We start from the raw sequence: 18,841 nt of genomic DNA, 5'->3' as shown, positions 1-18,841 counted from the left end.
CCCTGGTGCGGGTGGACGAGCCTGTGCAGCACTGTTTCAGCCGTGCTCCACCCGCAGCGGTTCGAAGGCGATCCGAGTAACGGAGTCGTCCTCCGCCCATCGCACCTCGACGGCGTCCTCCGTCACGCTCTCCACGGTGGCCGCGTCCGCCAAGGGCGCGGGTTCCGGTTCCGCGCAGAGCGTGGCCAGCGCCGCGTACACGGCCGTACCTTCCGCTTCGGCCGTGAGCCGCGGCATACGGGCCCACCGGGTGAAAGCCGTGCCCTGGGGCGCGCGTTGTTCGTCCTGGCCGCTCCAGCCGTGCAAGGGGTGCAGCGCGGACAGCAAGAGCTCCTCGGGGCCTGTCGCCCAGCCCGTGTGGGTGACGCGGGCGCCGCGCGGTGCGCCGACGACGCGGTGCACGCGCAGTTCGTACCGCCCCTTGGCCACGGTGACGCTCTCCACGCGCAGTCCCGGCACCATGGGCGGACCGCTCACGAAGGCGGGGGTGTGCCGGGAAGCGGCCCAGCCCCAGCCGTCGCCCTGACCGGCGCCCAGCGGGTGGATGCGGCAGCGCGCGCTGCGTGCTCCCGCCACCTCCACCGCGACGTGGTTGTCCGGGGTGTTGCCGCGCGTCGTGGGTCCTGTCCGCGTGGAGTAGGCCTGGCGGGCGTAGAGCGGGTCCTCGTGAGCCGCTGACTCGGCCTCGTGCGGGCGGGCGTGGTCGCTGCCGTGGTTGTGCAGCCGTACGATCCCGTCGGCGCGGGTGCTCTGCACGAGGAGTCCGGGCGCGGGCAGCGCGAGGACCGTGTCGCGGAGCTCGCTGGGCGCGGGTTCCTCCGTGGCGGTCCACAGGGGGTGGCCGGCCGGTGCGAGGAGGCCGACGAACGCCTTCGACGCCCAGTACGGCGACGCGGGACCGGAGTAGGGCTGGAGCGTCGCGTCGTGGGGGCCGTGCCAGCCGAGGCTGAGCAGTCCGTCGGCGCCGACGGAGCCCCGGTCGAGGAAGTAGCGCAACGATCCGCTGAGGATGCGGCGCGATGTGCCGGGGGTCAGGGGCGTGTGACCGGTGAGCGCGCCGAGGGCCACGGACGCGCCCGCGGCGAAGCGGTAGGTCAGGGAACGGCCGAAGTGGATCGGGGCGCCGTCGGCACCGAAGAGGAGACCGAAGCTCTCCAGGTGCTCGTGGAGACGGGCGCCATGCCGCTCCAACTGTCCGGTGTCCCTGGCGAGTTGGGCGTCGAGCGTCGGGTACAGGTGCAGTGCCCAGCCGTTGTAGTGGTCGAAGGCGCGGCCGTCACCGTCGGCGTACCAGCCCTGGCCGCGGTGCCACGTCTCCAGGAGCCCGAGCGCCCGCTCACGCGCCCTTGCCGTCTCCGCGTCGCCGCGGCCCACGGACTCCAGGAACCCGGCCACGGTGTAGGGGAAGAGGTACCAGTTGTTGGGCGCGGGGACGTGACGTATCGCGCCGCGCAGCCACTGCTCCGTCCGGTCCTGTACGTCCGAGTCGAGCCGGTCCCACAGCCAGGGGCGGGTCAGCCGCAGACCGAGGGCGACGGACGCCGACTCGACCATCGGCTGGCCCTGGACGTGGTGGTCGAGGATCACCGGCCAGGACTCGGCGTCGTCGCGGCCCGGCGTGCGGGTGCCCGCCGCGAGGCCCTCCGCATACCGGTCGAGCCAGCCGTGCGGGTCCTTGCCCTCGGCGCCCGCCACGCGGAACGCGGCGGCCAGGAGGGTGCGGGCGTATCCCTCGAGGCCGTCCGACCGTACGCCGGACACGGAGGGCCGACCCGGCAGGTCGAGCAGGGCGCCGCGTGGGGTCGCCCACTTCCAGGCGGCGCTCAGGAGACCGTCGGCGGCTGCCTCCCAGTGCTCGCGCGTGTATCCGGTGTGAGGGCTCAACTCCCGGTTCTCTTCGGGCAGTGCGGGGATGCTCATGCGAGGTAGGCCAGCCTTTCGCGTCGTACGGCATGGGCGAAACCGTCGCCCGCGGCCCAGCGACCGAGCTCGGCGACGGCGAGATCGGCGAGACGCCCCCACTCGTTGCCCTGCGAGCCCGCGAGGTGTGGGGTGATCATGACGTTGTCGCACTCCCACAACGGGTGGTCGTGCGGCAGGACTTCGGGGTCGGTGACATCGAGGACGGCGCGCACGCGGCCGGCCAGCGCGGCTTCGGTGAGGGCGGCCTGGTCCAGGACGGCGCCGCGGGCCGTGTTGATGAGCACCGCCTCGTGACGCATCGCGGAGATCAGCTCGGGGCCGACGAGGCCGCGGGTCGTGGGCAGCAGCGGTGTGTGCACGCTGACGACATCGCTGCTCGCGAACAACTCCTGGAGGCCGACCGGCCGTACGCCGAGCGCCAGGGCCTCCTCGTCACTGACGTACGGGTCGTGCAGCAGGACCCGCAGGTCGTAGGGGCCCAGCAGTTCGATGACGCGGCGGCCGATCATCGAGGCGGAGAGGATGCCGACCGTACGGCCGTAGTTGCCCACGCCGTGCGACAGGCCGAGCCATGCGTCGCGGCGCCGGGTGGCCTTGAACTCCCGTGCCCGCTCCATGACGCGTTTACCGCTGAGCAGGATCATGGCGACGGTGTACTCGGCGACGGGCAGGGCATTGGCAGCGGCGGCCGATGACACCTCGATGCCGCGGTCCCAGCACTCGGGAGTGATGTGGCCGCGTACCGACCCCGCGGTGTGGACGACGGCCCGCAGCCGGGGCGCGGCCGCCAGCGCAGCGGCGTCCAGCGGCGGACAGCCCCAGCCGGTGACCAGGACCTCCACGTCCCGCAGCACGGTGCGTGCCCGCTCCGTGGTGAAGTCGTCCAGGACGGTGTCCGGCACCAGATCGCTGACGCGGCCGAGTGCGGCCAGGGCGTCGGGGCCGAGCACGGCCTGCGCCGCGTCCCGGGCCATGGCGAGCGCGGTACGCGGACGGTGGCTGCCGTTCTTCAACAGTTTCCCTTTCACATGACTCACTTGACCGGGGTCACTGCCTCACTTGACCGAGCCCGCGGTGAGACCCGACTTCCAGAAGCGTTGCAGCAGAATGAAGGCGAGGATCAGCGGCAGCACCGCGAGCAGTGAGCCGATGATCACCACGGGGTAGTACTCGGGTGAGACGGTGGCCGAGCTGTTCCAGGTGTAGAGGCCGAGGCTGACCGGGTAAAGCTTCTCGTCCGAGAGCATCACCATCGGCAGGAAGAAGTTGTTCCAGATGGCGGTGAGCTGGAAGAGGAACACCGTGACCAGGCCGGGGCCCAGCATCCGCAGGGAGACGCGCACATAGGTGGTGAGCTCCCCCGCACCGTCCACCCGCGCCGCTTCGAGGACCTCGTCGGGCACGTATCCCTGGCTGAAGATCCGCCCCAGGTAGACGCCGAACGGGTTGAAGAGGACCGGGATGAACACCGCCCAGAAGGTGTCGACGACACCCGTGGCGGAGGCCATCAGATACAGCGGCAGCGCGAGCACCGTCTGCGGCACCATCACCGCGGCGAGCACCAGGCCGAAGGCCTTCTCCTTGTGCCGGAAGCGGTATTTGTCGAAGGCGTAGCCACAGGCGACGCTCACCAGGGCGCTGATCGCGGCGCCGAGGACGGCGTACAGGAGGCTGTTGGTGTACCAGCGGCCGTAGAGGCCGCCGTCCATCGCGAACAGGTCGCCCAGGTTCTGTACGAAGGAGAAGTCGGCCAGCGAGAAGAAGTTGCTGCTGAACAGCGCGTCGCGGTTCTTGGAGGCGGCGAGCACCAGCCACAGGACGGGCAGCAGCGTGTAGAGCACCGCGATGCCGACCACGGTGTTCACGACGGCGCGGCCCAGGAGGCGGGGGCGGTGCGCGGTGAGGGTGTCGGCGCTCATCGTGCGGCCTCCTTCTGGGAGCGGTTGGTCCAGCGGGTGACGCCGTAGGAAAGGGCGACCGTGCACAGGAGCAGGATCACCGAAGCGGCGGCGGCGAGACCGTAGTTGTTGCGGGTGAAGGCCGCGTCGTAGATGTACATGCTGGGCGAGAAGCGCGAGTTGATCATCGGGGACGACTGGCTGAGCAGCATCGGTTCGGTGAACAGCTGCATCGCCCAGATCAGGGTGAACATGGCGACCATGACGATCGAGGAGCGCACCAGAGGTGCCTTGACCTGGAGTGCGGTGCGCACCGGTCCCGCGCCGTCGACCACGGCGGCCTCGATCACTTCGCGGGGCACGGCCTGCAGGGCGGCGTAGAAGATGACCATGTTGTAGCCGAGGTTGCTCCACAGGGCGATGTTCACGATCGACGGGAGCACGGTGTTCACGCCGAGGAAGTCGATGTGGATGTCGCCCTTGGAGAGCACGTCGACGACCGGGCTGAGACCCGGCGTGTAGAGGTAGAGCCAGATGAGCGCCGCGATGATGCCCGGTACCGCGTGCGGCAGGAAGAGCCCCAACTGAGCCCAGGCGCGCAGCCGTACGACGCCCGAGTCGAGCAGCAGGGCGAGACCGAGGGCCCCGGCCACCATCAGCGGGATGTAGATCAGGCAGTAGAGGGCGACCAGGCCGAGGCTGCCGAGGAAGGTCGGGTCGGTGAGGACGGCCGTGTAGCTGCGCAGGCCCACGAAGACGGTGCGTTCCGGGCCGAAGCCGAGGCCCGGCTGGTCGTCGCTGAAGAAGCTCAGCCAGACCGCGGTGCCGACGGGGATCAGGAAGACCGCCACCAACAGGATCAGGAAGGGGGTCATCAGGACGCCGCACGCCAGGTGTTCACCGCGTCGCGCACGCGTGCGGGCGCGATGGTCGGGGACGGCTTCAGCGGCGCGGGGGGCGCGGGCCGGGGGCGCGGTCGTGGTCATCGGGGGTCACCTGCCTTTCTGCTGGTGCTCGTCGGTGCGTACGTCGGCTTGTATCGCGCCGGGGCCGTTCGGGCCGCTCATGTGCTGTGCTCGGTGGTGGCGAGGCCGAGGGCCTTGAGGTCCGGCATCGTGCCGTCGTGCGCCGCCCGGACGGCGTCGAGCAGGGAGCCCTTGCCGCCGCCGGCGCGGGCGAAGCCGTCCTGCATCACCTTCTGGGTGGCGGTCATCCGCGGCCCCCACACCCAGCCGTCGCGGATCGTCTGAGCCTGTTCCTCGAAGAGGCGGTAGATGTCCTGGCCCGAGTAGTAGGCGCGGTCGAAGGCGGCGCGGCCCACGGGGACGAGGTCGGGGACGGCCGGGTACTGGCTGCTGGTGCCGCTGGAGAGGCGGGCGCGCAGGGCGTCGGGGTGCGAGACCTGCCACTCGATGAACTCCATGGCGGCCTCGGGGTGCCGGCAGTCCTTGGTGACGGCGAACGTGGATCCGCCGTGGGTGCCGACGACAGGATTCCCGGGGTCCCACTGCGGGAGCGGGGCGACGGTCCACTGGCCCTTCTGTCCGGGCCTGGCGTTCATCTGCGCGCCCGCGTCCCAGGCGCCGCTGAGCCGGGCCAGGACCAGGCCCTCCCCGAGCTGGGAGTCGTGGTGCCTGCTCTCGGTGGCGTTGACGAAGAGGAGCTCCTCGTCGATGAGCCGCTGCCAGTACGCCGCGACCTTCCGTGTCGGGCGGTCCGTCAGGGAGACGTTCCAGGCGCCCTCACGGGTGTCGAACCACTGGGCGCCCGCCTGCCACGCCCACGCGGCGAACTGGGTTCCGCCGTCGGTGGGGAAGACCGCGATGCGCCGGTCGCGCGCCTTGTCACGCACCGCGCGGGCGGCCTGGCCGAACTCGTCCCAGGTGCGCGGGACTTCGATGCCGTACCGGTCGAACAGGTCGGAGCGGTAGTGCAGCACCATCGGCTCCACGTCGAGCGGCACCGAGAAGACCCGCTTCTCGAAGGTGGTGAGGCCAAGGGCCTGCGGCAGCAGCTTGGCCCGCAGCCGGTCGCTGACGAGCGAGGTGATGTCCCGGGCGACGCCGTCGATGGCGAAGCCGGGGACCTGGGGGTATTCGAGGGTGGCGACGTCCGGGGCGTTGCCCGCCCGGGCGGCGTTGCTGAGCTTGGCGTATCCGCCCATGGCGCCGGACGGGATCTGCTGGAACTCGACCTGGATGCGGTCGTGGGTCTTGTTGAACGCGTCGACCACTTCCTGGCTTCCGCGCAGTGCGGACCAGAAGGTGATGCGTGTGGTGCCGCCCTTGCTGCTCGACGTACGGCCCGTGCTGCCCGAACAGGCGCTCAGCGCGCCTGCCATGGGAACTGCGGCTGTCACGGCGAGCAGGGACCGGCGGCTCGGTCGACCAGGCATGGGTGCCTCCCGCGGCTCTTGTTCGGGACACGGGAATCCTGATCGCGTGAACGGTGCCGGTCAATAGACCGATCAAAAGAAACTGAAGCGGTCAAACGATCCCGATGTTCGTGGTGGATCCCCGAACCTTGAGCTCGGGCAGGAGCTCCACGCGTTGCGTCGGCCCGGCGCCGGTCCCCGCCAACTCGTCGAGCCTGCGCAGCAGAAGTCCGGCCGCCGTGCGTCCCACCTCGTGCTTCGGTGGCGACACCGCGGTCAGCGGAGTGCTGCCGAGCGCGGCCACCACATCGTCGTACGCCACCACCGAGCAGTCCTGCGGCACCCGCACCCCACGGTCCATGAGCTGTTGCACGAGCATCAGGGCGTCGACGTCGCCGTGCAGCACGGCGGCGCTCGCCCCGCTCTCGCGCAGCCGCGCCGCGAGGTCCAGCGGCTCGCGCGCCCGGCCGGGTCCCGCGCCTTCGGCGCTGAGCATGACGCTCCAGTCCTCGACCTCGGTCCTGGAGGCGGCGATCTCGGCGAAGGCCGCACGCAGGGCGCGCGCCGTCGGGCTGTCGTCGCGCGCTGCCAGGACGATCCGCCGGTGCCCGAGCCGCACGAGATGGTCGACGGCGAGGTGGATGCCGTACCAGTGGTCGGTGCAGACCGAGTCCATGGCGTGCAGCGCACTGCCCGCGCCCGGCCGCCGCTCCATCAGGACGGTGGGCACGCCGCAAGCGGCGAGCCAGGCGTAGTCCGCCTCCTCCTCGGCCCGGGTGCGCCACCGCGGGGCGATGAGCAGACCCCGTACGTCCTCGGTCAACACCCGCTCGATCAGGGGCCGTTCGGCGCCCTCCACCTGCGGAGCGATGTGCAGGGCGACCCGGATGCCCGCCTCGCTCAGGACACCTCGGGCGCCGTGCATCGTCTCGTACAGGTAGGTGTGCCGCTCCGGCACCATCAGCGCCACGGCCCCGCCGCTCGCCACGGGTTCGGCGGGTGCGGCGCCACGCTCGACGGGACCGACGGACCGCGCCACGCCGTGCCCGCGCCGCAGCTTGCCCTCCTGCGCCAGGTCCTCGACATCCCGGCGCACAGTGATCACCGAGACCTCCAGGTCGTCGGCGAGATCACTCAGCCGCGCCTCGCCACGCGACGACACGACCGCGAGTATCCGCTGCCGCCTGACATCCCTCGGCTCCCGCATGCTGCCGACCCCCCTCGCTCCGTACCCATCAGGTGTTCGTTTGAGCGTTTCGCTGGAGGATATCGATCGTCGGCTCGTCTGTGTCCAGGTCGGCGATGTTCGTCACTGGCGGCTGAGCGAGCGCGTGATGCCGGCCGCGACCGTGGTGACCAGGACCCAGCCCGTGGCGACCAGCACGTACGAGAGCCACTGATACCAGCCGTCCGGCGCGAAGGCCTGCTCCTGACCGAAGCCGATGATCGGCAGGAGCAGGTCGAGGGTGTAGAAGACGGGGTTGAAGTCCGGGGCCTCGCCGGATTTCAGGGCGGGCGGATGGTGCAGGGCGAAGGCGAGCGCTCCGGTGAGCAGCAGGACCAGCAGCCATCCGGCCGCCCGCATCGGCCGGAACCCATAGCCCACCGTCACGTCCTGGAGATACCCCCAGACCCTGGCGTACGGGGGCAGGGTGCGCCGGTGGCGGCGGAGCTTGGCCAGCTGCACGGTGCGGGCGGCCGCCTCGTCGCCCACCGTGCGGTACGCGGCGGTCAACTGCTCGTAGCCCTGCGGGAGATAGCCGCCCGCCTCGCGCTCCAGGAGCGGAAGCCGCAGCTCGGCGGGCAGGTGCGGGGCGAGCCTCTGGTACACGAGGCCATCGAGCTTGACCTGGCCCGGCCACACCTCCGGAGGGACGTGCAGCAGGTCGAGCTGGGAGCGGCGCAGGTTCACGGTGCCCTGGATCGGAGCGGCTTCGCGCAGCCACAGCTCGCCGATGACGCAGCTGCTGGCGCGTAGCGCTGATCCGCCGGGCTGGGAGAGGCGGGCGTAGGCGAGATTGGCGTGGCGTGGGATTCTGGCGCCGCTCAGGTTGAGCGTGCCGTGGAGGCGCAGCCGTTTGGCCCGCAGGTCGGTGCCGACCGACAACGTCTCGGCGTGCAGGGCGATTTCGCCGGGTGCGCTCAGTTCGGCGTCGTCGAGGTTGACCTGGCCTCCCACGGTGGCGCCGTTCAGCCGGATCTGGCCATGGGCCACCAGGCCTACGGCCCATACGTCGGTGCCGATGTCCGCGTGGTTCAGCTGCAGCACCGCTTCGGCCGCCGCCGCGGGGTCCGGTGCGGGCGGCTCGTCGGGAGCGGGCGGGGTGCCCAGCTCCGCGCCGTTGGCGAAGAAGGCGCCAGCGATCTGCGCGCCCGCGAGCCGCACGGGGCCCGTTATCCGGCAGCAGGTGATCCGCAGGACCAGATCCACCCGGAGCGTTGCCGCCGACAGCCCCGGAAGCACGGAGTCGCTCAGCACCAGGGTGCGCACCTGGGCCCCGTAGAGATCCGGTGTGTCCTCGAAGTAGCAGGACCGCAGGCGCAGGGGATGCTCGACCGTGCCGTACCTGAGGTCGAGCTGCCCGGTGATGCGTGCGCCCGTCAGCTTCAGGCCCGCTATTTCGCCGTCCCGCGTCGGGCCGTTGAGCAGCAGCGCGCGCAACACCTCGGCGCGCACGGTCCGTTCGGGCCCCCAGGAGCCACCGGTCCGGGGGTTGTCGTCGGGGCTCTCGCGGAAGTCGACTCCGTCGCCGAGCGCGAAGGCCTGCCAGACGCGGACCTCAGCCGGTGTCACGTCGGTGATCTCCATCAACGGGATGCTGTCGCGAGCGCGTTCGGGCTGTCAACCACGGTTTGCCTCTGCCAGACCGGCATCCACTTCGAAATGGGACCCATTTTCATGTAGCCTCGGCGTCGCACCGCCGAGAGAGGATCTGAACCCATGGCCGTACCCAAGCGGAAGATGTCCCGCAGCAACACCCGTCACCGCCGCGCGCAGTGGAAGGCCACCACCCCGCAGCTCGTGCCGGTCACCATCGACGGCTCCGCCTATCTGGTGCCCCAGCGGCTGGCGAAGGCGTACGCGCGCGGGCTGCTGCGTCCCGAGGGATGAGCGCCCCCGCACGGGCGCGGGGCTCGTCCGTCTCACATCAGTAGACCCACAACCGCCACGCGGCCCACCCCTCGCCCGCGCGCCGGGCGAGGTTTCCCGCTCAGGCCGGCCTCTCCAGGCTCAGGCCGGCCTCTCCAGGTCTCCCGCTTGGCCCTCTGGCGTGTCGAGGTTCGCGGGCATGGCGTCCAGGACGGAGAAGCTGCGGTCGAGGCGGGTGATGCGCAGCACTCGCCAGACGCGTGGACTGCTGCGGACCAGCCGCAGAGTGCGCCGCTTCGCGACGGTCCGGCGTTTGATGCGTACCAACAGCCGCAGGCCGCCGGCGTCCAGGAACGTGACCTGCCGCAGGTCCACCACCACGTCTGCGCCTGGCCGGTCCAGTAACTCCGCTATGTGCGGCGAGAGTTCCTGATCGGCCCAGGCGTCCAGTTCGCCTCGGAACGTCAGAACGATCGATCCGTCGACCACACGGTGGTGCAGCCCAAAGCCCGGGTCGGGCGTGCCCATGGTCCACCCCCCAATTCACTACACCCCGCATACGAAGAGTTACGACAACGCGAGCGGCGAGGCCCTGAGGCCGGCGCCCGACGCCGCCGGGGTCTGGGGCGGCACCGCGAATGGCACCTACATCTTGCCCGCTCAGAGCCAGTTCATACCTCCGAGGGGCATCCCCGGCCACGCTGCGGCGCATATTCGCGGTCGTTTTACCGCCGTTACTCTCCGTGTTTCACGCGCTGTGCGCGGCACCGATCGCCCGCCGGGCCAGAAGGGCGTAGACGCTCGAAGCCACGACCATGCCGACGGGGAGGGCCAGATCCACTCCGCCCAGGGCGTCGGCGATCGGCCCCGTGTAGAGGGTGTTGACGCAGAGGGCGGCCGCTGCGGTGCCGGCGGTGAGTGCGAGCGCTCCGGCACTGTTGACCCCGGCGCTGAACCAGTAGGGACCACCAGGGGTTTCGTCCGACAGCGCGAGGCCGTCGTAGCGATTGCGGCGCAGCAGGATGTCCGTCGCGTAGACCGCCGTGCTGGGGCCGAGCAGGATGACGGTGAGCTGGAGGACGTTGCTGACGGTGTCGAGGAAATTGGACACCAGGAGCCCGTAGAGGGTCAGGCAGACGGCGGCGACCCCGTCGATGATCACGCTGAACGAGCGGCGGATACGGAGGCCGACGGCCTGCAGGGCGAGCCCCGCGCTGTAGGCCGTCAAGGCGTTGATGGAGATCGTGCCGAGGATCAGGGCCAGCAGGAAGAACGGCGTGAACCAGTCGGGCAGAACCTGTTCGAGAGCGGTCTGCGGATCGGTCATGTCGACCGCGGTCGCGGCGAGCAGGCCGAGCGAGCAGACGATCGTGCTGGGCAGGAAGCCGCCGAGGGCGGTCCATCCCACGATCGCCTTCTTCGACGTCGTACGGGGCAGATAGCGGGAGAAGTCGGCGCTGGTGGTGTACGACAGGGGGCCCGCCGCGATGAGCGTGACACCGGCGAGGGCGGTTGCCCACAGGTCGATGCCGGTGAGCGGCTCGGCGGGGACGTACGAGAAGTCCGCGTGCCCGATCACTCCGACGGCGACGACGGCGAACACCGCGGCCAGCACCAGGGTGATCGGGAGGTAGAGCTTCATGATCATGGCATGGCCGAAGACGCTGACGGTCAGGGTGAGCGCGGCGATGACCACGATCACCGCGACCTTGACGCCGGTGCTCGCCTCGATGCCGGTCTTCTCGACGAGGGAGAAGGCGGCGACCGCCGCGGCGGAGAGGTTCAGGGCGAAGTAGCAGACGGAGATCATCCAGCCGACGACCGCGTTGTTCACGCGGTTGCCGCGTATCCCGTACATGGCCCGGGTGATCACCTCGCTCGGCGCGCCCGCCGCCGGTCCGGACACCGCGAGGAACCCGGTGAGCACCCAGAACAGGTTGCCCACGACCAGCGCCGCCAGGGCCTGCCACAGGGTCAGGCCCATCAGGATCAGGGCGCCACCGACCACCAGGCTCAGATAGTTGACGTTCGCCGCCGCCCAGACGGAGAAGAGCTCCCGGGGGTGACCGCGGCGTTCTCCTTCGGGAATGGGATCGATGCCGTGCGCCTCGACGCGGGCCGCTCGCTTCGACGGTCGCGGCTCCTCGGGGGCGCCACGGGTGCCTTGGTGCGGGTCGGGAATCGTGGACGCCATGTGGCCCCTCCGGGTGCTGGTCATGCCCGCTGCTTGCGTATTGGTCGCACACTCAATAGCGTTGCGGTCATGTCGTCAAGCGTTCAGCGCAAGCGAATTCGGAAATCTCCGGCCGCCCGACGTGCGGAAATCGTCGAAGCGGCCGCCGCCGTGGCCCTGACCGAGGGGCTCGAGTGCGTCACTCTGCGCCGGATCGGCGAAGAGCTCGACGTACGTCCGGGACTGATCAGCCACTACTTCCCCTCGACGGAGGATCTGGTGGCCGAGGCGTTCGGCAGCGCCGCGAGTGCCGAACTCGACGCCCTACTGCCCGCCGAGCGGTTCGACAGGTCCCCCACGCGACACCTCGCGCGGTTCTTCGCACACGCGACGGGCCCGGCGTACGAGGACATCAGCCGGCTCTGGATCAACGCGCGCCACCTCAGCCGCTACCGCCCCGTCCTGCGGGACCGGGTCGCCGAGCAGGAGGGCGCATGGCGCGGACGCCTGGCAGGTCTCATCCGCGAGGGCGTCGAGCAGGGCGAATTCCGCACGGACGACGCCGAAGTGACGGCCATTCAGGTCCTTGTCGTGATCGATGGCCTCGGCGCCCACGCGAACGCCGACGCCGACGCCGGCAAACGCCCCGAGGCGGTGACGCGGATGGCCGTGACCACGGCGGAACGGGAACTGGGCCTCGCGAGCGGCACGCTCACCTACGCCGACACCGACTCCGATACCGATGCCGACACCGACGCCGGTTCCGTCGACACGTCCACCGACAAGGCCGACCGAGCCTAGTCACCCGCCGCCGACAGGCCCACCCACCGCACCTCAAGGAGTCACCGTGCCCACCTCCCTCGTCCTGCTCTCCGCCCGCCTGCTCGACCCGGTCACGGGGCGGTTCCTGGAGGAGACCGCTCTGGCCGTGTCCGGAGGACGGATCTCCGCGCTGGGCGACGACCGGCAGATCCGCGCACGCGCGGACTCCTCCACGACGGTGATCGACCTGAAGGGGGCCGTGGTCACCCCCGGCCTTGTCGACGGGCACCTCCACCCCGTCACGGGCGCGGAGCTGACGCACGGCCTCGACCTGTCGGGCTGCACCGGCCTGGACGAGGTGCGTGAGGCACTGGCCCGCGCGGTGCGAGCGCTCGCCCCCGGTGCCTGGCTGCACGGCTGGGGCCTGGACCCGAACGTCTTCGGGGACCGGCCCGTGGAGTCCGCCGCGCTCTCTCCCGTCCTCGACGGCGTACCCGCGCTCCTGCAACTCTTCGACGCTCATTCCACGCTGGCCAGCCCGCGTGCGCTCGAACTCGCGGGCGTCGACGGGCCGCGCACCTTCGCCCAAGCCGCCGAGGTCGTGTGCGACGACGCGGGCAGGCCCACCGGGCTGCTCCTGGAGGACGCGGCCTGCGAGCTCGTGGAGCGCGCCGCCCCTCGGCCCACGCGGGCGGAACGCCGCGCCCGCCTGGCCGCCGTGCTGCGCGGCATGGCCGCCGCCGGACTCACCGGCGGGCACGCCATGGACGCGGACGGCGACAGCCTCACGCTCTACGCCGAACTCGACGCCGCCGGTGAACTGCCGCTGCGCGTGCGGGTCGCGCCGCGCTGCCAGCCCGGCACCGACGCCGACGCGCTGCGCGCCCTCATCGAGCAGCAGGGCGCGGGCGGCCGTCTCTGGCGGACCGAAGGCATCAAACTCTTCATGGACGGGACCATCGACAACGGCACCGCCTGGCTGGAACGCCCCGACTGCCACGGCGAGTCCGCCCACGCCTTCTGGCCCGACCCCGAGGTCTACACCCACATCATCGGCGAGCTCCACCGCGCCGGAGTCCCCACCGCCACCCACGCCATCGGTGACGCGGCCGTACGCCATGTCCTCGACGCCGTCGAAAAGGCCGGCGCCACCGGGAGCCACGGGGTCCGGCACCGCGTCGAGCACATCGAGACCGTGCCCGACGACACCCTGCGCCGGTTCGCCGAGCTGGGCGTCGTCGCGTCCATGCAGCCCACGCACTGCTGCGACTTCACCCGCGCCGACCACACGGACAACTGGTCACGCCGCCTCGGCGAGGAGCGCGCGGCACGTGCCTGGCGCTGCCGGGACCTGTGGGACTCCGGTGCCACGGTCGTCCTCGGCTCCGACTGGCCCATCGCCCCCTACCCGCCGCTCGGTGTCATGGCCGGTGCCCGCCACCGGCGCCCCAGCCGCGACCTCACCCAGCCCCCGCACGGCCCCGAACAGGCGCTCACCGCGCTGGAGTCACTGCGAGCCATGACGGTGAACGCCGCCTACGCGGCAGGCGAGGAGCACACGGCGGGACAGCTCACGATCGGCCACCGCGCCGACCTCACAGTCCTCGCCGACAACCCGCTGACCACCGCCGCCACCGAACTCCCCGACCTGCCGGTCCTGCTCACGGTCCTCGACGGCAGGCCCACGCACCGCGACGCGAGCCTGTGACGACAACAGGCCCCCGCGGCACCCTCCACGGCCGCCGCGCGGGCCCACGCGCACGCTGACCGCCGCCCTCACGGCGTCGCACGGAACGCAACTCGGGCAGCGCCTCTTGTTCGTGGGGATCGCGGGCATCACTCTGTCTGCCACACACGTCACCACCGACACTCGAGGAGCGGACATGGCGGCAGGGACGAACACCGGATCCGACGGCCGGCCGGAGGTGCACGCCTGGGGACGGCGGGGATTCATCGGAGCGGTCGCCGCCACCGCCGCGACCGCTGCCGCCGCTGTCGTGGCCACGCCCGCGCCCGCCTTCGCGTCCTCGCTGTCTCCCGTACGGCCTCCTCGCCGGGACCGGCGGCTCTTCCTCGGCACCTACACCAACCAGCCCGACGGCGGAACCGGCCTCGGCCTTGCGACGTATGACGAAGTGACGGGACAGATCACCGGCGCCGGCACACTGACCGGCGTACCCGACCCCTCCTATCTCTGTCTCCACCCCTCGGGCAAGACTCTCTACGCCGTCAACGAGCGGGAGCAGGGCGGCGTGACCGCGATCGCGCTCTCGTCCGCGGGCCCTGAGGTCCTGGGCGCGCGTGGCACGGGCGGTGCCGGGCCCTGCCATCTGTCCGTGCACCCGAGCGGTCGCTGGCTGCTCAGCGCGAACTACCTCTCCGGCAGCGTGGCCGTCCATCCGGTTCAACCGTCGGGCGCCCTCGGCGAGTTGAGTGACGTGGTCACCCACTCCAGCCCGCCGCCCGGCCCCGGGCAGGAGGGGCCGCACGCCCACCAGATCGTGACGAGTCCGGACGGCGGGCACGTCCTCGCCGTCGACCTGGGCAATGACACCGTCTACAGCTACCGCCTCGACACGAAGAAGGGGAAGCTCGCCCAGGTCTCGCACGCCGCCTTGCGACCGGGCGCGGGACCGCGACACCTCACCTTCCACCCCTTGGGCCGCTTCGCCTATCTGGCGAACGAGGTCGACAACACCGTGGTCGTCTGCGCGTACGACCCCGCGAGCGGGCGGCTGACTCCCGGTGCTCCGCAGTCCACCGGCACGGGCGAAGGCACCAGCTATCCGGCGCAGTTGCTCGTCACGCGCGAGGGCACCTTCGCCTTCCTCGCCAACCGGGGGCACAACAGCCTCACGCGGTACGCGATCGAAGCGGGCGGTGCCCGGTTGCGACTGCTCGACACGGTCCCCGTCGGCGGAGACTTCCCCCGGCACATCGCCTTCTCGCCGTCCGGGCGTCTGCTGTTCGCGGCCAACCAGAAGTCGAGCTCGGTGAGCGTCTTCCAGGTGGCGAAGAACGGCCGGCTACGCCTGGTGGGCGAGCCGTTCTCCGCCCCGCTCGCCGTGTGCGCACTGCCGCTCCAGGGCCCCTGCGCCTCCTGAGCCTCGCTCTCCAGCCGTCCTCCTTGAGTCCCGCCGGGACAAGTGTCCCAATGGGACATCACGGGTGTACAGTCGGAGACATGAACAAGGCGACGGAGTCCGGCTCAGCCGCCCCGGCCACGGACCGGGGCGTCGAGGACCGCAGGCAGCGCAAGACCCGGCAGACCCGGGAGGCGCTCGCCGACGCGGCCATCGACCTGATCCTGGAGCACGGCCTCGCGGCCGTCACCGTGGAAGCCATCGCCGAGCGCGCCGACGTCACGCGCCGCACCTTCAGCCGCCACTTCGGCGGCAAGGAGGCCGCGGCACTCGACTTCACCCGCGCCGACGGCGACCGCATCAACGCGGCCCTGCGCACCCGCCCCGCCGAGGAGCCTCCGCTGGCCGCCTACCACGCGGCGGTGCGTGACTGGCTCACCGACCCGGAGTCTCCGGGGCCGCACCGCCGGGCCCGCAGGCGGGCGCTGCTCGCGCTCGTCGACACGGAGCCCGCCCTGTTCGCCGCGTACGAACGCGTCCGGGTCGACGCCCAGGACGAGTCCGTCCGGATCATCGCCGACCGGCTCGGCACCGACCCCGTCCGGGACCAGCGCCCGGCCGTCGTCGTCGGCGCCGCCGCCGGAGTCCTGACCGCGGCCCTGCGCGGCTGGGCACGCGGCGGGCACGGACACGACGCAGACCTCGCCGCACATGTGGAGCAGGCCTACGCCGTCCTGACCGGGGAGGCGGCGCTCGCCGCCCCCCACATCGGATGAGGAAAGCGAAGAGCACCATGAGCACCACCACCATCCCCGCCCCTTCCGTCCCCGAGTACGCCACCGAGTTCGCGGGCAAGACCGCCCTGATCACGGGCGCCGCCTCAGGCATCGGCCTGGCCACTGCCCGCCGCCTGGGCGCGGGCGGGGCGAACGTCGTCATCGCCGACTACAACGCCGACGGCGCCGAGAAGGCCACCGCCCAACTCCTCGCGGAGGGCGTCAAGGCCGCCGCGGTCGCCGTGGACGTCACCGAGCCCGCGTCGGTCGAGGCCGCCGTAAGGTTCGCGGTCGACACGTTCGGCGGACTCGACCTCGCGGTCAACAACGCGGGCATCGGCGGCGAGAGCAAGCCGACGGGCGCGTACGACATCGATGTCTACAACCGCGTCATACGCACCAACCTCGACGGCGTCTTCTACTCGATGCGCCACGAACTCCCGGTCCTGGAGGCCGCGGGCGCCGGCGCCATCGTGAACGTCGCCTCGATCCTCGGCTCGGTGGGCTTCGCGGGCTCGCCCGCCTACGTCGCCGCCAAGCACGGCGTCGTCGGCCTCACCAAGACCGCCGCCGCCGAGTACGCCGCGAAGGGCATCCGCGTGAACGCGGTCGGCCCCGGCTTCATCGAGACGCCGCTCCTGCAGAGCATGGACAAGGAGGCGTACGACGCCCTCGTCTCCCTGCACCCGGCCGGCCGTCTCGGTCACTCCGAGGAGGTCGCGGAGCTGATCGTGTTCCTGCTCTCGGAGCGTGCCTCGTTCATCCACGGCAGCTATCACCTGGTGGACGGCGCATACACCGCGCGCTGATTCCCCCTCGCCTGGCCTAGGGCTTGGTGAAGCCGACGTCCTGGGCCCTCGCGACGATCTCGACCTCGTCGCCGAGGGCCCACTCGGCGACCCGGGACACCATCGGCGCCGGGACCAGGTCGCTGATGCCTTCGGCGGCCGGTATGTCGTACGTCGCGTGCGCGTCGTGCGGCAGGACGACACGGAAGTCCAGCTCAAGGGCGGTGCGTGCGGTCGCAAGTACGCACATCTCGGACTGCACCCCGCAGAAGGCCAGGTCGCGCACGCCCGCTTCGGCGAGCAGGTCGGCGAGCCCGGTCTCCTCGAAGCCGTCGTCGACGCTCTTGCGCAGGATCTTCTCGCCCCGGTCGGTGTCCGCCGGGAAGTGTGTCTCCCAGCCGGGGGTGCCGGGTTCGTCGACGCTTCCCGGCTCTCCGTCGTTCTGGAGCTGGACGACGAGGGCGCCTGCCGCGCGTGCCCGCGTGATCAGGTCCGTCGTGCGGTCCAGGACGCGGGCCGCTTCGGGCACGGCGCCGTCGCCGGTGACGAAGGCGGACTGCATGTCGACGACGATCAGCGCCTGGACGGCCTTCGTGGACCGTGGTCGTGTGGGGGACGGCTGCGTGGGATGTTCAAGTGGCTCGGTCATGGTCCACCATCTTGCCGTCCGCCATGACCAGCCGTACGTCGCCCAGCGCCTCCACGTCCTTGAGCGGATCGCCGCGCACCGCGATCAGGTCGGCGCGGTGGCCCGCGGCCAGGCGTCCGACGTGGTCGGCGATGCCGAGGGCGTCGGCTGCCTCCGTGGTCGCCATGTCGATGACGCGGTGCGGCTCGATGCCCAAGTGCTGGTAGAAGCCGAGGCTCTGGGCCAGGCCGTCACAGCCCGCGCGTTGCACCCCGGCGTCCGTCCCCGCGATGAGCCGCGCGCCGCGCTCCGCCATCGTGCGGACCTGGTCGAACATCGCCTCGGCCCGCTCGGCGCCGAAGAACATGGGCAGCATCCGCCAGTTGGGGCTGACGGTGGGGCAGATCCGGGTGCCCTTGGCGACGATGGCGTCCAGGACGTCCTCGCGCAGGTCGAGACCCTTGCGCGTCATCCAGGTGCAGTGCTCGATGGTGTCGACGCCCGCCATCAGCGCGGCCACGATCCCCGCGGTGCCGTGCCCATGGGCGGCGACCGGCAGCCCTGCCCGGTGTGCCTCGCGGACGATCACGCGGAGCTCGGGGGCGTCGAACTGCGCCTGCCAGGGGGCGGGACCGCCTCGGGTGAGACCGCCGCCGGTGGCCATGACCTTGATGACGTCCGCGCCGAGCTCGGCGTTGCGCCGGACCAGCGCACGGATCTCGCTCTCGCCCTCGACCTCACCGCCCAGGAACCAGCAGTGGCCGCCTTTCGTGGTCAGCGGCGTCGTGGCGGCGACGATGCGCGGGCCCGGCACCCGGGACGCGGCGATCTCCTCGCGCAGACGCAGGGTGAGGCGGCCACGGTCACCCAGATCGCGCACCGTGGTGACGCCGCTGCGCAGGAACTGAAGTGCTCGCTCCTCCATCGCCGCCATGAGGGTGGTGGCGCTGTGCGCGTCCAGGACCGCCACGGGGTCCTTGCTCCCGTCGAGGACCAGGTGGACATGGGCGTCGATGAGGCCGGGCAGCACCGTGGCGTCGGGCAGTGCGTACCGCCGCGACACACGGTGTGCCAGGGGCTCGACCTCGGCCCGGGCGCCCACGGCGACGATGTCCGCGCCCTCGGTCAGTACGGCGCCGTCCGTGACGTACTGGCCACGTGGCCCGGTCAGTACCCGCCCTGCCGTGAGCAGCGTCTGGCCCATCTGGCTCATCTCTGCCTTTCCGGGAAGGAGTTCGAGGAGCTGGCGGTGATGCTGTGAAGCCAGTCCCCATAGTCCGTCATGGGAGGGCAGAAGTCCGTCACGCGAAAACGGGACGAAATGTTCGCGCGGTGTCCCGCGGGT

At 71.3% G+C, this 18,841-nt stretch carries 17 protein-coding genes; 6 read left to right on the top strand and 11 right to left on the bottom strand.

The window, feature by feature from the left end:
* Window positions 1-36 precede the first annotated feature (36 nt).
* The 7 genes from AB0I94_RS07470 to AB0I94_RS07440 form a co-directional block, all read right to left on the bottom strand.
* Window positions 37-1,920, bottom strand: coding sequence for a DUF2264 domain-containing protein (locus tag AB0I94_RS07470; protein ID WP_363308484.1), 1,884 nt, complete (start codon window positions 1,918-1,920; stop codon window positions 37-39).
* Window positions 1,917-2,897 carry a hydroxyacid dehydrogenase gene (locus AB0I94_RS07465; RefSeq protein WP_363308718.1) on the bottom strand — a complete coding sequence of 327 codons (981 nt, stop codon included), beginning with the start codon at window positions 2,895-2,897 and terminating at the stop codon, window positions 1,917-1,919. The genes AB0I94_RS07470 and AB0I94_RS07465 overlap by 4 nt, the downstream gene beginning before the upstream one ends.
* A gap of 81 nt (window positions 2,898-2,978) precedes the next feature.
* Complete coding sequence (locus AB0I94_RS07460; RefSeq protein WP_363308483.1) at window positions 2,979-3,842, bottom strand: carbohydrate ABC transporter permease; 864 nt, start codon at window positions 3,840-3,842, stop codon at window positions 2,979-2,981.
* Window positions 3,839-4,807: a sugar ABC transporter permease gene (locus AB0I94_RS07455; protein WP_363308482.1), complete on the bottom strand. Its 969-nt coding sequence runs from the start codon at window positions 4,805-4,807 to the stop codon at window positions 3,839-3,841. Before AB0I94_RS07455 ends, AB0I94_RS07460 begins: the two co-directional genes overlap by 4 nt.
* A 77-nt stretch (window positions 4,808-4,884) precedes the next feature.
* Entirely contained in the window at window positions 4,885-6,216 is a 1,332-nt protein-coding gene (locus tag AB0I94_RS07450; RefSeq protein WP_363308481.1) for an extracellular solute-binding protein, read from the bottom strand.
* A gap of 91 nt (window positions 6,217-6,307) precedes the next feature.
* On the bottom strand, window positions 6,308-7,402 hold the full coding sequence (locus tag AB0I94_RS07445; RefSeq protein WP_363308480.1) for a substrate-binding domain-containing protein: 1,095 nt from the start codon (window positions 7,400-7,402) through the stop codon (window positions 6,308-6,310).
* 102 nt (window positions 7,403-7,504) lie between these two features.
* Window positions 7,505-9,004, bottom strand: coding sequence for a membrane-associated oxidoreductase (locus AB0I94_RS07440; RefSeq protein WP_363308479.1), 1,500 nt, complete (start codon window positions 9,002-9,004; stop codon window positions 7,505-7,507).
* Window positions 9,005-9,136: 132 nt separating this feature from the next.
* On the opposite strand from AB0I94_RS07440, the gene rpmF reads away from it, so the two are divergent.
* Complete coding sequence (rpmF, locus tag AB0I94_RS07435) at window positions 9,137-9,307, top strand: 50S ribosomal protein L32 (RefSeq protein ID WP_363308478.1); 171 nt, start codon at window positions 9,137-9,139, stop codon at window positions 9,305-9,307.
* A gap of 120 nt (window positions 9,308-9,427) precedes the next feature.
* Here rpmF and AB0I94_RS07430 read toward each other — a convergent pair whose 3' ends face one another.
* Both AB0I94_RS07430 and AB0I94_RS07425 read right to left on the bottom strand, forming a co-directional pair.
* Window positions 9,428-9,814: an STAS domain-containing protein gene (locus AB0I94_RS07430; protein ID WP_363308477.1), complete on the bottom strand. Its 387-nt coding sequence runs from the start codon at window positions 9,812-9,814 to the stop codon at window positions 9,428-9,430.
* Between the two features lie 220 nt (window positions 9,815-10,034).
* On the bottom strand, window positions 10,035-11,480 hold the full coding sequence (locus AB0I94_RS07425) for a cytosine permease (RefSeq protein ID WP_363308717.1): 1,446 nt from the start codon (window positions 11,478-11,480) through the stop codon (window positions 10,035-10,037).
* A 69-nt stretch (window positions 11,481-11,549) separates the two neighbouring features.
* Between AB0I94_RS07425 and AB0I94_RS07420 the strand changes: the two genes are divergently transcribed.
* The 5 genes from AB0I94_RS07420 to AB0I94_RS07400 all read left to right on the top strand — a co-directional run bounded on the left by AB0I94_RS07420 (window position 11,550) and on the right by AB0I94_RS07400 (window position 16,889).
* Window positions 11,550-12,260, top strand: a complete 711-nt coding sequence (locus tag AB0I94_RS07420; protein WP_363308476.1) for a TetR family transcriptional regulator C-terminal domain-containing protein — start codon at window positions 11,550-11,552, stop codon at window positions 12,258-12,260.
* Window positions 12,261-12,306: 46 nt separating this feature from the next.
* Complete coding sequence (locus tag AB0I94_RS07415) at window positions 12,307-13,929, top strand: amidohydrolase (RefSeq protein WP_363308475.1); 1,623 nt, start codon at window positions 12,307-12,309, stop codon at window positions 13,927-13,929.
* Window positions 13,930-14,104: 175 nt separating this feature from the next.
* Window positions 14,105-15,325, top strand: coding sequence for a lactonase family protein (locus AB0I94_RS07410; RefSeq protein ID WP_363308474.1), 1,221 nt, complete (start codon window positions 14,105-14,107; stop codon window positions 15,323-15,325).
* An 80-nt stretch (window positions 15,326-15,405) separates the two neighbouring features.
* On the top strand, window positions 15,406-16,080 hold the full coding sequence (locus tag AB0I94_RS07405) for a helix-turn-helix domain-containing protein (RefSeq protein ID WP_363308473.1): 675 nt from the start codon (window positions 15,406-15,408) through the stop codon (window positions 16,078-16,080).
* Between the two features lie 17 nt (window positions 16,081-16,097).
* Entirely contained in the window at window positions 16,098-16,889 is a 792-nt protein-coding gene (locus tag AB0I94_RS07400) for an SDR family NAD(P)-dependent oxidoreductase (protein WP_363308472.1), read from the top strand.
* Window positions 16,890-16,905: 16 nt separating this feature from the next.
* Here the strand turns inward: AB0I94_RS07400 and AB0I94_RS07395 are convergent, their stop codons facing one another.
* Window positions 16,906-17,517 (bottom strand): isochorismatase family protein, encoded by a 612-nt coding sequence (locus tag AB0I94_RS07395; protein WP_363308471.1) that lies wholly within the window; start codon window positions 17,515-17,517, stop codon window positions 16,906-16,908.
* Window positions 17,501-18,709 (bottom strand): amidohydrolase family protein, encoded by a 1,209-nt coding sequence (locus tag AB0I94_RS07390; protein ID WP_363308470.1) that lies wholly within the window; start codon window positions 18,707-18,709, stop codon window positions 17,501-17,503. The genes AB0I94_RS07395 and AB0I94_RS07390 overlap by 17 nt, the downstream gene beginning before the upstream one ends.
* Window positions 18,710-18,841: the final 132 nt, after the last annotated feature.

The sequence above is a fragment of the Streptomyces sp. NPDC050147 genome, from assembly GCF_040660195.1.
Classification (GTDB): domain Bacteria; phylum Actinomycetota; class Actinomycetes; order Streptomycetales; family Streptomycetaceae; genus Streptomyces.
The sequence above is the reverse complement of the archived record's forward strand: the minus strand, read 5'-3'. Positions and strand labels throughout refer to the sequence as shown.